Raw genomic sequence first — 13,233 nt, 5'->3', positions numbered from 1 at the left:
ATTGCTGGTGCTAACGGCCTATCGTCTTCTTACGTCTGATTGCTGATTGCGCTGGTGATTTTGGCTGGGCAATTGACCTCAGATCTTGACCCTGCGTGGCGTTTGTTGGCGCTCCGCAGGGTTTCATTGTTTTGGGTGGCTTTGGTGGAGGGTGGTGAGCATCTGGGTCGCGCTGTGGGGAAGGTGCTCGTTCGGTGCTGGGTAGGTAGACAAGTCTCGATGATGTGGCTGAACCTTATGCTGCGTGCGGGGTGGTAGTAAGGGGTAGGGGTGTTGGGACTTGCTAGGATGAGTACAGCTTTTGGTCAGGAACGCGCATACGTCTGTGTGGCTCGTGACTGAGGTTTGATAATTGCACAAATCACGGGTGCTTTTGCCTGTGCTGACACTGAGCTCGTTGAGCAAGGTAGAGGCTGAGATGCCACAGAAGTTGTGGCGAACCGTTGAACCTGATCCGGATAATGCCGGCGAGAGGGAGGAAATTATGACTACTAATACACGTGTGTCTGCAGCACCGAAGCGCAGCTTGAACTGGCGCGTGGTCGATATTGTGGTGGCGTCCGTTTTGGGCGTGGCCTGTGGTTTCGTGTTCCTGGGGTGGAATGCGGTGGGCTATGCCTGGTTTGAGGCCATGGATGCCGTGACTCCGGGCCTGGGAGGCATTGCTACTGGTATTTGGCTTATCGGTGGCGTGCTGGGTGGCCTGATTATTCGCAAGCCGGGTGCGGCTGTCTATGTGGAGGTTCTTGCCGCAACCGTTTCTGCGGTGCTGGGCTCCCAGTGGGGCTTTAGCACCCTGTACTCCGGCCTCGCGCAGGGCATTGGTGTGGAGATCATCCTGGCAATTTTCCTCTACCGTAGGTTTGGTCTGGGCGTGTCTATCTTGGCCGGCATGGCTGCCGGTTGGGGTGCTTTTGTTCTGGAGCTGTTTCTCTCCGGCAACCTGGCTCGTAGCTTTGAGTTTAAGATTATTTACCTGGCTACGCTGAGCGTTTCCGGTGCCATTTTGGCCGGTGCGTTGGGCTATTTTGTGGTCAAGGCGTTGGCGAAGACCGGTGCCTTGGATCGCTTTGCCGCAGGCCGTGAACAGCGCGCTTAGGGCGTGTTGTTTCGGTGTCTGATTTTTCAACGCTGGCGGGAAATGCCACCAAGATAACCGCCCGTGGCTTTGGGTGGACCCATGCGGGACGAAAGCAGCCGGCTTTGGCCGATATTGACTTGGTCATTGAGCCAGGCGAGCGGGTACTGCTGTGTGGTGACTCGGGATCGGGTAAGTCCACTTTGCTGGCCGCGATGGCAGGAGTGCTCGGCTCCGATGAGGAGGGAACTCGCACAGGCGAGATTCTTCTTGAAGACTCCACCGGCATGGTGGAGGAACCGGGGCGCTCCATCCCGGTGGGGTTGGTGCTCCAGGACCCAGACTCGCAGGTGATCTCCGCGCGCGTAGGCGATGACATTGCATTCGGCTGTGAGAACCTGGCTTACCCGCGTGAGGATATTTGGCGTCGAGTAGCGGCTGCCAAGGAGTTGGTGGGGCCTTTTGTACCGCTGGATTTTCCCACTGAGAGGCTTTCTGGTGGCCAAAAACAGCGTTTGGCGTTGGCCGGTGTCATTGCGATGGGCGCGGGTGTGGTGCTGCTGGATGAGCCCACGGCCAACCTGGATCCAGCCGGCGCGCGCGATGTGGTGCGAGCGGTCTCTAGGCTGGTGGAAGAAACCGGCGCGACGCTCGTGGTGGTAGAGCACCAGCACGCAGCGTGGGACGGTGTGCTCGACCGCGCAGTGGAGCTGGACCGCGGGCGCATCGTAGCGGATACTTCCTTCGCGGAGGTGGCCCAGCGCCGCCAGGTCTCCGGCCTGCTGCAGGCGCGCCGCCTCAGCGAGGCCGAGCTTGCGCAGCGCGAAGCCGCGCTGTGGAGCACCGACCTCGTCACGCGTTATGGGCCACCACGCACGATTGCGCTGCCGGCGGGAGCATCCACGGTCATTACCGGGCCGAATGGCGCGGGTAAGTCCACCTGGTTGATGACCATGGCCGGGTTGCTGCCGGCTAAATCCGGGGAAATTGGGGTGGCCGATTTCGTGCGACGCGGGGTCAAAGGGTCACCGCTCCGCTGGAAATCACGCGAGCTAGCGGACCGCATTGGCTTTGTCTTCCAGAATCCGGAGCACCAATTCGTCGCCCGCACGGTGGCCGAAGAGCTGCGCGTTGCGCCCAAGGTAATGCGCGCGGACCCGCCGGAGGAAAGGATCGCGCAGCTGGTGGAATCACTGCGCCTGCAACATCTCTTAGACGCTAACCCGTTTACGCTCTCGGGCGGCGAGAAACGACGCCTATCTGTGGCCACTGCCTTGGTGACCGCGCCGTCGGTGCTGCTCTTGGATGAGCCCACCTTTGGGCAAGACCCTCAGACCTTTGTGGAGCTGGTGCGCTTGCTGCGGCAATTGGCGGATGACGGCATCACCATCGCCTCCATTACCCATGACCCGCTATTTATCCAGGCCTTGGGGGATCACCGAGTGGAGGTGCGCGGTGCCTAATCTTTTGCACGGGGCTAATCCGCTTAGCCGCATCTTTTTGATGTTTATCTGGGTTACCCCACTATTGGCCTCCATTGACTGGATCTCGGCTGCGGTATCGCTGACGCTTACCCTGATCCTCGCGCCGCTGTGCGGGGTGTCATGGGGGCAGCTACTAAAGGGCGGTTGGTTCCTCTTTCTCATTGCACCGATTTCTGGCATCTCGATGCTGCTATATGGCGAGCCTGGTGGCACGGAGTACTTCAGCTGGTGGCTTATTACGGTCACACAGAACTCGCTGACCCTCGCGATCGCCATTACGCTGCGTGTCTTTGCAGTGGCCCTACCCATGGTGGTCCTAGCCCGCGATATTGATCCGACCGAATTGGGAGATGCCCTATCGCAGATCCTGAAGCTACCCTCGCGGTTTGTTATTGGTGCGGTGGCCGGTGTGCGTATGATGACGCTCTTTCAATCTGACTGGCAGTCGTTGGGTATGGCGCGCAGGGCGAGGGGGCTGACGGACGTCGGCAAGCTGAAGCATCTGCTTACTATGTCCTTCGGGCTTTTGGTCATCGCGCTGCGCCGCGGTGGCAAGTTGGCCACGGCTATGGAGGCGCGCGGATTTGGTCGTACTCCACCTGGAGGAAGGGCACGGACATGGGCGCGCGAGTCCCGCCTGCGGGCCCGCGATGGGTGGATTATGGCCCTAGGTACTGTCTTCGCTTTCGTACCGGTGGTAGTTTCGGTACTCACTGGGGCCTGGAGATTCTTCGGCCTATAAACCGCGAAAGCAGTGATTGAGCGACCATGGACTTTGATAGCCAACTAGAGCGCCTTTTAGAGGACGTCGTCAAGCTGGCGGCAGCCAGAAAGCGTGCCTTCAAGCCGGTGACCGTACTTATCGACGGCCCTTCGGGCGCCGGAAAAACCTGGACTTCCGCCGCGCTGGCCGAGCGCACCAATTGGCGGGTAGTGCACCTCGATGAGTTCTATCCCGGCTGGCACGGGTTGGACAAGGGCTCTGACATGGTGGCAGAGCAGGTGTTGCGCACCATGAACCCGGGCTATTGGCGCTGGGATTGGGAGGCAGACGCCCCTGGAGACTGGGCAAGTCTGGACGTCCGCGATGACCTTATTGTCGAAGGCGTGGGCTCGGTAACCCCGGCCAATATCGCAGCAGCAAAGGAGAGGGGAGCGGTGGTAAGCGTGCTTATCGATGGCCCCCGGGACCAACGCCGCGAACGCGCCATCGCCCGCGAGCCTGACTACGAGCAGTGGTTTGAAACCTGGGAAGAACAGGAAAAGGACTACTTTGCCACCAAGGCCGCCGAGGCGGACCTGGTCTGGGAATGGTCCTAGCAGGAGGAAGGACCTGGTTGCGTTTTGTATCAAGCGCGATCGGTTTGCTACTCTAAACCTCAGTTCACTACGCGTGCCTTTCTAGGCGCGCGGTGAAGAGTCTGATCCTTTACAAAGCACCGGCTTTGGAAAGAGTTCTGGACATGCGGCAGCGCCCCGGGAAAGAGCGCCTATTTTGGCATGTTTGGTTCCTTTCTTTTGGCTTCGGTGCGATTCGACAGAAAGACTGTTAAATGCCAACTATTCAGCAGCTGGTCCGCAAGGGCCGCCACAGCAAGCGTTCTGAGGTGTCTACCGCTGCGCTGAAGGGTTCCCCGCAGCGTCGCGGTGTGTGCACCCGTGTGTACACCACCACTCCTAAGAAGCCGAACTCCGCACTGCGTAAGGTTGCTCGTGTTCGCCTGACCACCGGTATTGAGGTTTCCGCCTACATTCCGGGTGAGGGCCACAACCTGCAGGAGCACTCCATGGTCCTCGTTCGCGGCGGCCGTGTGAAGGACCTTCCTGGTGTTCGTTACAAGATCGTCCGCGGCGCTCTGGATACCCAGGGTGTCAAGGACCGTAAGCAGGCACGTTCCCGTTACGGCGCAAAGAAGGGACAGTAATAAACAATGCGTAAGAATGCTGCTCCGAAGCGTCCTGTAGTCAAGGACCCGGTATACAACTCCGAGCAGGTCACCATGCTCGTCAACAAGATCCTCCAGGACGGCAAGAAGTCCACCGCAGAGCGCATCGTCTACGGCGCTCTCGAGGCTTGCCGCGAGAAGACCGGTACCGATCCGGTTGGCACCCTGGAAAAGGCACTGGGCAACATCCGCCCAGACCTCGAGGTTCGCTCCCGCCGTGTCGGTGGCGCTACCTACCAGGTGCCGGTTGAGGTTCGCCCTGACCGTGCTACCACCCTGGCACTGCGCTGGATGGTGACCTTCACCCGCCAGCGTCGCGAGAACTCCATGATTGAGCGTCTCGCAAACGAGATCCTGGATGCCTCCAACGGCCTCGGCGCTTCCGTTAAGCGTCGTGAGGATACTCACAAGATGGCAGAGGCCAACCGCGCCTTCGCCCACTACCGCTGGTAATTTCAGCACCCACATCAATGGCCCAAGCAACGAGAAACAAGTTTCGCGCTGGCTGCCGGCAGTTTTCCTGCCGCGGCAACACAAAACTCCATATCTCTTGCTTGGGCCATTTTTTGCCCTAATGGGTGTGATCTCTGGGCGGTATCCCTGCCCAGTCCAGCGGCATCGTGGAGTGTCCAGTACACTGAAGCGATGGAAGTCTAGGGGCAGGCTGCCCCGAGGACGGCCAAATAGTGGCAAAAATATACATGACCTTATCCATGCAGGCGTCATAGCCAGAAACCTGGTCACGGCGTCGACGACTATTAAGTTGGGGTATAAACGTGGCACAAGAAGTGCTTAAGGATCTGAACAAGGTCCGCAACATCGGCATCATGGCCCACATCGATGCTGGTAAGACGACCACCACCGAGCGTATTCTCTTCTACACCGGTATTAACCGTAAGGTGGGCGAGACCCACGACGGTGCGTCCACCACTGACTGGATGGCACAGGAGAAGGAACGCGGCATCACCATTACCTCCGCTGCCGTGACCTGTTTCTGGGACAACAACCAGATCAACATCATCGACACCCCGGGTCACGTTGACTTCACCATTGAGGTCGAGCGCTCCCTGCGTGTTCTCGATGGCGCTGTTGCTGTCTTCGATGGCAAGGAAGGCGTTGAGCCACAGTCTGAGCAGGTGTGGCGTCAGGCTGCTAAGTACGACGTTCCGCGTATCTGCTTCGTCAACAAGATGGACAAACTGGGCGCAGATTTCTACTACACCGTCTCCACCATTGAGGACCGCCTGGGCGCTAAGCCGCTGGTAATGCAGCTGCCTATTGGTGCTGAAGATGACTTCGACGGCATCGTTGATCTGCTGAACATGCAGGCACTGACCTGGCGCGGCAAGGTCGAGACCGGTGCAGAGCCTGTTGTAGAAGATATCCCTGAGGACCTCAAGGACAAGGCTGCAGAGTACCGCGAGAAGTTGGTCGAGACCGTTGCTGAGTCCGACGAAGAACTCATGGAGAAGTACTTCGGCGGCGAGGAGCTGACCATTGAGGAGCTCAAGGCCGGCATCCGCAAACTGACCATCAACACCGAGATTTACCCGGTTTACTGCGGTACCGCATACCGCAACAAGGGCGTCCAGCCGCTTCTCGACGCTGTCGTTGACTTCCTCCCGAACCCACTCGATGTTGGCGAGGTTGTCGGCCACGCTGTCGGCGACGAGGATGAGCAGGTTACGCGTAAGCCTTCCGTTGAGTCCCCGTTCTCTGCACTGTCCTTCAAGGTTGCTGCACACCCGTTCTTCGGGCAGCTGAACTTCGTCCGCGTTTACTCTGGTCAGGTTCTGCCGGGCACCGAGGTTATGAACTCCACCAAGGGTAAGAAGGAGCGCATCGGCAAGCTGTTCCAGATGCACGCCAACAAGGAGAACCCTGTTGAGCAGGCTGACCCAGGTAACATCTACGCGGTTATCGGCCTGAAGGAAACCACCACCGGTGACACCCTGTGTGACAAGGATGACCAGATCATCCTCGAGTCCATGGACTTCCCGGATCCAGTTATTAAGGTTTCCATTGAGCCAAAGACCAAGGCTGACCAGGAGAAGCTGGGTACCGCTATCCAGAAGCTCGCTGCTGAGGACCCAACCTTCACCGTTGAATTGGATGAAGAGACCGGCCAGACCGTTATCGGCGGCATGGGCGAGCTCCACCTCGACGTTATGGTTGACCGCATGAAGCGCGAATTCAAGGTTGAGGCCAACATCGGTAACCCGCAGGTTGCTTACCGTGAGACCATCCGCAAGAAGGTTGAGTCCATGGAATACACCCACAAGAAGCAGACCGGTGGCTCCGGCCAGTTCGCAAAGGTTATCTGCACCATCGAGCCGTACAACCCGGACCCAGAGACCTTGGAAGAGGGCGAGTCCGCAACCTACGCATTCGAGAATGCCGTTACCGGTGGCCGCGTTCCGAAGGAGTACATTCCTTCCGTTGACGCTGGTATCCAGGACGCTATGCAGTACGGCTACCTGGCAGGCTTCCCGATGGTTAACATCAAGGCCACCCTGGAAGACGGCCAGTACCACGACGTCGACTCCTCCGAGATGGCCTTCAAGCTGGCCGGCTCCCAGGTCTTCAAGGAAGCAATGGCCAAGGCTAAGCCGGTTCTGCTCGAGCCAATGATGGCCGTTGAGGTTGTTACCCCTGAGGAGTACATGGGTACCGTTAACGGTGACATCTCCTCCCGTCGTGGCCAGGTCTTCGCTATGGAAGACCGCTCCGGTGCGAAGGTTGTCAAGGCTAAGGTGCCGCTGTCCGAGATGTTCGGTTACATCGGTGACCTGCGTTCTTCCACCGCAGGCCGCGCAAACTTCACCATGGTCTTCGATTCCTACGCAGAGGTTCCATCCTCCGTTGCACAGGAGATCATCGAGGAGCGCACTGGCGGTGCTAACTAAGCGTTAGCCCCCGTCTCTTCCGCGGTTTAGTCGGGCTGGTAATCTTCGCCAGTAGATGCCAGACCCGCCGCGGGCGGGGACAACTGGGCCAGGGTAGCGGCGGGCTGAGTTTGCAGCTTAGGTTTATAGGTTGTGAATTGAGCCGGCCGTTACCCTCCCAGGATCCTTTTCAAAAGATTCTTGTCGAGGGAAATGGCCGCGATTTTTCGCGGGGTTACCTCCTATAACGGCGGTTTGAAAAAACCGCGACATAAATCTAGGATCGTGTAACTGGCACGTAAAGAAAGCGTCATTAGCGCTTTGCCCCACATACTGTGGGTCGGGTGCCAATGACAACTGTCAACCACGTGGCTGCGAAGGTCGTAGCCACCATATAGTCCAGGAGGACATACAGTGGCAAAGGAGAAGTTCGAGCGTACGAAGCCGCATGTGAACATCGGCACCATCGGACACGTCGACCACGGCAAGACCACCACCACCGCAGCGATCACCAAGGTTCTGGCTGACCAGTACCCTGAGGAGAACCAGGCATTCGCGTTCGACATGATCGACAAGGCTCCTGAGGAGAAGGAGCGCGGTATTACCATCAACATCTCCCACGTTGAGTACTCCACCCCGAAGCGCCACTACGCACACGTTGACGCTCCGGGCCACGCCGACTACATCAAGAACATGATTACCGGCGCTGCTCAGATGGACGGCGCTATCCTGGTTGTTGCTGCAACCGATGGCCCGATGCCGCAGACCCGCGAGCACGTTCTGCTTGCTCGCCAGGTTGGCGTTCCTTACATCCTCGTTGCACTGAACAAGTGCGACATGGTTGATGATGAGGAAATCATCGAGCTCGTTGAGATGGAGATCCGTGAGCTGCTCGCAGAGCAGGACTACGATGAGGAAGCTCCTATCACCCACATTTCCGCTCTGAAGGCTCTTGAGGGCGAAGAGAAGTGGGTACAGTCCGTCGTTGACCTGATGGAAGCCTGCGACAACTCCATCCCGGATCCGCAGCGTGCTACCGACCAGCCGTTCCTGATGCCTATCGAGGACATCTTCACCATTACCGGCCGCGGTACCGTTGTTACCGGCCGTGTTGAGCGTGGCCGTCTGAACGTCAACGAGGACGTTGAGATCATCGGTATCCAGGAGAAGTCCCAGACCACCACCGTTACCGGTATCGAGATGTTCCGCAAGATGATGGACTACACCGAGGCTGGCGACAACTGTGGTCTGCTTCTGCGTGGTACCAAGCGTGAGGACGTTGAGCGTGGCCAGGTTGTTATCAAGCCGGGCGCTTACACCCCGCACACCAAGTTCGAGGGTTCCGTCTACGTCCTGAAGAAGGAAGAGGGCGGCCGCCACACCCCGTTCATGAACAACTACCGTCCGCAGTTCTACTTCCGTACCACTGACGTTACCGGTGTTGTTAACCTGCCTGAGGGCACCGAGATGGTTATGCCTGGCGACAACGTTGAGATGTCCGTTGAGCTCATCCAGCCGGTCGCTATGGACGAGGGCCTGCGCTTCGCTATCCGCGAGGGCTCCCGCACCGTCGGCGCTGGCCGCGTTACCAAGGTTATCGAGTAATCGATACCCCGTAACCGCTCAGTAGAGCTTTAAAGAGTCCGCTCCACCTTCGGGTGGCGCGGATTTTTTGATCTATATTTCACGCTCGCCCCATATGGTGTTGCTGCCGTCCGTACGATCCTTCTGGGCTGCGATGGGCCCGGTATGCTTGGGCTGGTATAGTGTGTAGGGATATGGATGATCCCACCCGCATCGACCCCACCCTCGAGTCCCTCCGCCGCGCCTGGGAGGGCCAACCCGATCTGAGCCTTCCCACCTTCTTTGCCATGCTGGCTAATCGAGGAATCGGTTGGGGTGCGAGCGATGCGGAGCTGGTAGCAGAATTGGAGCGCCAAGCGGGCGTCCACCCGCCCCTGCTACCTTTAGAAGGCGGCCGCATTGCGGCCGGGGAGTGGCTCGTGCTTGCCGACGCCCCTGCTTACCGCATTACCGCCACTCCCACCCACATCATTGTGCGGCGGTCCGATACCCAGCCCGTGGTGTGGGCTTACAATTCTATTCGCCCTACAGGCCCCGGCCGTCCCTTCACCATTCGTGATACGGAGGGGTTTGAATACCGCTTCGGAGTAGTCTCCATCCTCATGCGGCTTAACACCGAGCGCCCAAATCTTGAAGGCCTCAAGAGGCAAGAGCTCGGTGATTATGTCTTTGTTCTGCGTTTCTGCGAGACTATCGGGGTTCTCGACCACGGCCTGCACCTATTTGCTAAGGAAAACCGCCGCGTAACTCGCCAGGACTACTCTTGGCAGCGCATAGAAAAATGCCGCCCCGGCGAGGAATTGGAAATGATTCTCGGGGGCGGCGAGTCGGCCCGCCTTGGGACCGTTCAGGAAATCTTGGTGGCGGAGACTCCGAACCCGCTATTCGGATAGGTCCTTCATCGGACCTACCTTGCTGAACTGCAGCTTGTAGATGGTGTCCAAATCGGCGTCCGGAAACGCTGCGCGGAAATCGCGTTCATTGGTTTCAACGGCGCCAGTAAGGCGCTCCACCGGGGTGTCCGGATTTGCCGTCACCGTGTACTGCAGCGTGGGCCGCGCGCGGTCATAGGCCACGAGGCGCTCTACATGGTCTACTCCCTTGACTCCATCCAAATCTTGGGCCACGGCGCCGGCGATAGCGTTCATCGACGTCGTGATAGAGCCCTTGTCATTGGACGAAGCGGACTCCACGTTATTGAAGCGGCGGTGGCGCAGATTGGCCACCACAATCCACAGCCCCAGAATAAGTAGCAGTGCGGAGCCGCCGGCTAGCGCCCACACCCACCAATCATTGTCCGCCAGGCTCTTCCACGTATCGTGGTCCACCCACAGGGCTAAGTACTTGGCAATTTCCACATTGAAGTGGATCAAGATAGGCCACACGCCCAAAGCGATGAGGATGATTCCCAGCAGGCCCAGCAGGATACGGTCAAAGGTAGCAAGTTTTCTAGACATTGTTATCCAACTCCGGAATCTTCTCTACAGCTACGGTGACCTGCGGCGGGTTCTTGAGATGAGCCAGGCAGCGTGTTACCGCGGTCTCCACCCGGCCCTGTAACTCTGCATCCTCGGTATCGCCATTGACGGTGACCTTGGCAGTCTTGCTATCCGCGGAGGTCTGTGCGGAGGCCACGCCCGGAACACGGCGAGCAGTGGCCGACGAGAGGCGAGCGATATCCACCGGCCGCATCCACATGGACGCGGTATCGGAGGCTAGTTGCATGTGCGTGGTGCGGCGGGTCTTCACTGCCGCGAAGAGGAAAATCAGGCCTACGACAATGGAGGCAACGCCGGCCCAAATCATCCACGTCTGCAGGTCTTCGGTGGCAATGAGATTAAGCACCGGCTGTACCCAGGACTGGGCATCGGAGCCGGAACCCACCAGCCACGTCTCGCGCACGCCGATGACGCCCGCGGCGAGCAGTAGGAGCCCAAGGATTACGGCCCAAGTACGCGCCGCCGGAGACGCCTTCGGCTGCAGCCCGAAGTGTTCAGGCATGTGCTGATCAGCCATTATTGCCTCCTTGTGGGCGATACGGGTTAATGGAAATGGCGCGCAAGGGCTCGGGTCGTGGCGCATCGACGTGCGACGGCCGAGGATTTGCTGGCGTGACCTCAATGCTCTTGAGCGGTTGTGGCCGCGGGGCCTTTACCGTGCGCGCAGGGGCAGACTTGGGGGCCTCGACCCGGCGCGGAGTCCACTCGTGCCGAATTTCAATCTCGCGCAGCGGCTGCGGCCGAGGGACTGCTACCTGAACTTTCCGTGCCAGTGGACGAACCTGCCCACTCGGGATCAACCTGGCTGGGCGAGGTGCAGCCACGCTGTGCACGCGAACCGGCTTGGGTTCCCTAATCGGCCGTACCGTGTGGTCGCTTGGGGACGAAATCTCACGCAGCTGGTGGTCTGGGAGGTCAGTGGAAATGTTGCGTACCTCGGTCTCGCGCGGGGTGTCCACGGACTGCACTGCGACGCCATTAGCCGGCGCGGCGATGGTGCGCACCGGTGCCTCCTGCGGTGTGGCAATGCTGCGTACATTCACCGACTTTGCAGTGACCGGCTGCCATACCGGCGAGGGCGTGATGCGTGGCGCGACGGCAGCAGCGACCTGGCGCTGCTCCACCTCTGCGGAAGTTACTCGATTGCCCGGAACGGAACCGCCGACGGTGACATTGACGCGAGTTGTGGAATAACCGGTGTGTGCCGCGATGGCCTCCGAGATGGCGGCACGAGTATGTTCCGCCACCGTGGTGACCGGCGAAGGCCACACTACGCCAATGGTGGCGTTGACGGCCGCTACCTCGCGCTCCGAGTCCATTTGGACCGAGACCCGTGGAAAACCGCGGCCGCCGATGCCCGCTAGCTTGGCCTCTATAGCCTTGGTGCCGGGCACGCTAGCAATCGCGGCGGTAACGATGCGTTCCATGGTCCGCAGCGAGATACGCGTGTGGCCCTGAGTGGAACTATCTGTCATTAACCTTGGCCTTTCTCCTTACCAATGAGGCCATTCCACACAGAAGTGAGATCGATACGGCCATCAAAGTGTGCTCCCACAATGCCGCCGATTGCGGCAAGGAGTACGGCGAGCAAAGTAGGACCCCAGCCTAGGTGCAAGAAGAAGGCAAGAATAAGGCCGGAAATGATGCCCAAAGTGGTGTAATTCTTCATATCTATTCCTTCGATGGAGCAGCGGATAAGCCATCTACGGCGTCAGAAAACTCAACGTCAATGCGCTGCAGTTCGGGACAAGCCCCACGGGCGGCGGACCGAATATCTTCTGCCAAGGCATAAAGGTCCGGCGCGGCGCTTATATCAACGCGAATGTTGATCTGCAGGTGGCGATCATCGCGCGGGTCGGGCCGACGCATGCCGACGATGCGTTCGCCCGGTAGGTACAAACTCACCGAACCGAACGAACCGCCGTCGAGCGCGGCGACGCCGCGTACCTTCTGGACTGCCTCTGCAATAGCGCGGGCGTGGCTTACCTCGAGCTCAAAACGTGCTCGGGGCTCAGGCATTGGGCTTAAGCCTGACCCTGGTTCAAAGCAGCCTGGTCTTCCGCCTCGGACTCATCCTTCGGCAGCTTTACGTCGTGAACAACAACGTTGACGCGCTCGACGCTCAGGCCGGTCATGCGCTCTACCGCATTCATGATGTTGCGGCGGATGGCCTCGGCAAGCTCGTGGATAGCTACGCCGTACTCTGCGGTGATGGCAATCTCGATGCGAGCGGTGCCGTCTTCAACCTCAACGTCGACGCCCTGGCGGACGTCCTCAGAAGCGCCGAAGGACTCGCGGATATTGCCGATCATGCGGGCTCCGCCGCCACCCAGGGAATCCACGCCGGAGACCTCGCGGGCAGCGATACCGGCAATCTTGGACACCACGACATCATCGATGGTGGTGGTGCCGTACTGGGTCTCCAGGTTGTTATTGACCTCGCGCTCCTCGGAAGCAGGAACCTGGTTGTCGGTGTTGTGTGCAGGAGTCTTGTTTTCAGACATGGGCGATTGCGCCTTTCTTTGTAGGGTGATGCATGAACGCGATATTTAGATATCTAGGCAGGACAAAAAGTCCTTAGCCAGTGCCTCCGAGCTTAGATACTTCTCAAGCGAGTGTGGGGTGTGGGCCAACAAAATTTTCCAAAACGTGATTTTTGGCACGGTTTAATGCGCGGCTTGAAAAACCGCAGCCCAACATGCTTAAATACAAAGGTTGCTTTAACAGGGCAGCGAGAACCGAGATTCGGTGATGGCG

The 13,233-nt window shown here is 59.0% G+C and carries 15 protein-coding genes and 1 riboswitch; of the genes, 9 read left to right on the top strand and 6 right to left on the bottom strand.

The window, feature by feature from the left end; genetic code table 11:
- Nucleotides 1-353 precede the first annotated feature (353 nt).
- A riboswitch (TPP riboswitch) is annotated at nt 354-495 on the top strand.
- From I6J28_RS00945 to I6J28_RS00905, 9 genes are all read left to right on the top strand, one after another.
- A complete protein-coding gene (locus I6J28_RS00945; RefSeq protein WP_204610270.1) occupies nt 485-1,099 on the top strand; it encodes an ECF transporter S component in 615 nt (204 codons plus the stop codon). It overlaps the preceding riboswitch by 11 nt.
- A 14-nt stretch (nt 1,100-1,113) precedes the next feature.
- Nucleotides 1,114-2,541 carry an ABC transporter ATP-binding protein gene (locus I6J28_RS00940; protein ID WP_204610269.1) on the top strand — a complete coding sequence of 476 codons (1,428 nt, stop codon included), beginning with the start codon at nt 1,114-1,116 and terminating at the stop codon, nt 2,539-2,541.
- Nucleotides 2,534-3,304, top strand: coding sequence for an energy-coupling factor transporter transmembrane component T family protein (locus tag I6J28_RS00935; protein WP_204610268.1), 771 nt, complete (start codon nt 2,534-2,536; stop codon nt 3,302-3,304). Before I6J28_RS00940 ends, I6J28_RS00935 begins: the two co-directional genes overlap by 8 nt.
- A gap of 26 nt (nt 3,305-3,330) precedes the next feature.
- Nucleotides 3,331-3,882 carry a hypothetical protein gene (locus tag I6J28_RS00930; RefSeq protein ID WP_204610267.1) on the top strand — a complete coding sequence of 184 codons (552 nt, stop codon included), beginning with the start codon at nt 3,331-3,333 and terminating at the stop codon, nt 3,880-3,882.
- Nucleotides 3,883-4,115: 233 nt separating this feature from the next.
- The gene (rpsL, locus tag I6J28_RS00925) at nt 4,116-4,487 is read left to right on the top strand and encodes a 30S ribosomal protein S12 (protein ID WP_204610266.1); all 372 of its coding nucleotides are present in this window, start codon (nt 4,116-4,118) and stop codon (nt 4,485-4,487) included.
- Between the two features lie 6 nt (nt 4,488-4,493).
- A complete protein-coding gene (gene rpsG / locus I6J28_RS00920) occupies nt 4,494-4,961 on the top strand; it encodes a 30S ribosomal protein S7 (protein WP_204610265.1) in 468 nt (155 codons plus the stop codon).
- A 323-nt stretch (nt 4,962-5,284) separates the two neighbouring features.
- The gene (gene fusA, locus I6J28_RS00915; RefSeq protein ID WP_204610264.1) at nt 5,285-7,414 is read left to right on the top strand and encodes an elongation factor G; all 2,130 of its coding nucleotides are present in this window, start codon (nt 5,285-5,287) and stop codon (nt 7,412-7,414) included.
- Nucleotides 7,415-7,807: 393 nt separating this feature from the next.
- The gene (gene tuf / locus I6J28_RS00910; protein WP_204610262.1) at nt 7,808-8,998 is read left to right on the top strand and encodes an elongation factor Tu; all 1,191 of its coding nucleotides are present in this window, start codon (nt 7,808-7,810) and stop codon (nt 8,996-8,998) included.
- Between the two features lie 173 nt (nt 8,999-9,171).
- The gene (locus tag I6J28_RS00905; RefSeq protein WP_204610261.1) at nt 9,172-9,870 is read left to right on the top strand and encodes a hypothetical protein; all 699 of its coding nucleotides are present in this window, start codon (nt 9,172-9,174) and stop codon (nt 9,868-9,870) included.
- Here the strand turns inward: I6J28_RS00905 and amaP are convergent.
- From amaP to I6J28_RS00875, 6 genes are read right to left on the bottom strand one after another with little or no spacing between them, the layout of a single operon-like run.
- Nucleotides 9,859-10,434 carry an alkaline shock response membrane anchor protein AmaP gene (gene amaP, locus I6J28_RS00900; RefSeq protein ID WP_204610260.1) on the bottom strand — a complete coding sequence of 192 codons (576 nt, stop codon included), beginning with the start codon at nt 10,432-10,434 and terminating at the stop codon, nt 9,859-9,861. The genes I6J28_RS00905 and amaP overlap by 12 nt on opposite strands.
- The gene (locus tag I6J28_RS00895; protein WP_204610259.1) at nt 10,427-10,993 is read right to left on the bottom strand and encodes a DUF6286 domain-containing protein; all 567 of its coding nucleotides are present in this window, start codon (nt 10,991-10,993) and stop codon (nt 10,427-10,429) included. The genes amaP and I6J28_RS00895 overlap by 8 nt, the downstream gene beginning before the upstream one ends.
- Nucleotides 10,986-11,951 carry an Asp23/Gls24 family envelope stress response protein gene (locus I6J28_RS00890; RefSeq protein ID WP_204610258.1) on the bottom strand — a complete coding sequence of 322 codons (966 nt, stop codon included), beginning with the start codon at nt 11,949-11,951 and terminating at the stop codon, nt 10,986-10,988. Before I6J28_RS00890 ends, I6J28_RS00895 begins: the two co-directional genes overlap by 8 nt.
- Complete coding sequence (locus I6J28_RS00885; RefSeq protein ID WP_023020546.1) at nt 11,951-12,145, bottom strand: DUF2273 domain-containing protein; 195 nt, start codon at nt 12,143-12,145, stop codon at nt 11,951-11,953. Before I6J28_RS00885 ends, I6J28_RS00890 begins: the two co-directional genes overlap by 1 nt.
- A 2-nt stretch (nt 12,146-12,147) precedes the next feature.
- On the bottom strand, nt 12,148-12,495 hold the full coding sequence (locus I6J28_RS00880; RefSeq protein WP_049378862.1) for a hypothetical protein: 348 nt from the start codon (nt 12,493-12,495) through the stop codon (nt 12,148-12,150).
- A 5-nt stretch (nt 12,496-12,500) separates the two neighbouring features.
- Nucleotides 12,501-12,980 (bottom strand): Asp23/Gls24 family envelope stress response protein, encoded by a 480-nt coding sequence (locus I6J28_RS00875; protein ID WP_204610257.1) that lies wholly within the window; start codon nt 12,978-12,980, stop codon nt 12,501-12,503.
- Nucleotides 12,981-13,233 lie beyond the last annotated feature (253 nt).

Source organism: Corynebacterium tuberculostearicum (assembly GCF_016894265.1).
Lineage (GTDB): Bacteria > Actinomycetota > Actinomycetes > Mycobacteriales > Mycobacteriaceae > Corynebacterium > Corynebacterium tuberculostearicum_D.
The sequence above is the reverse complement of the archived record's forward strand: the minus strand, read 5'-3'. Positions and strand labels throughout refer to the sequence as shown.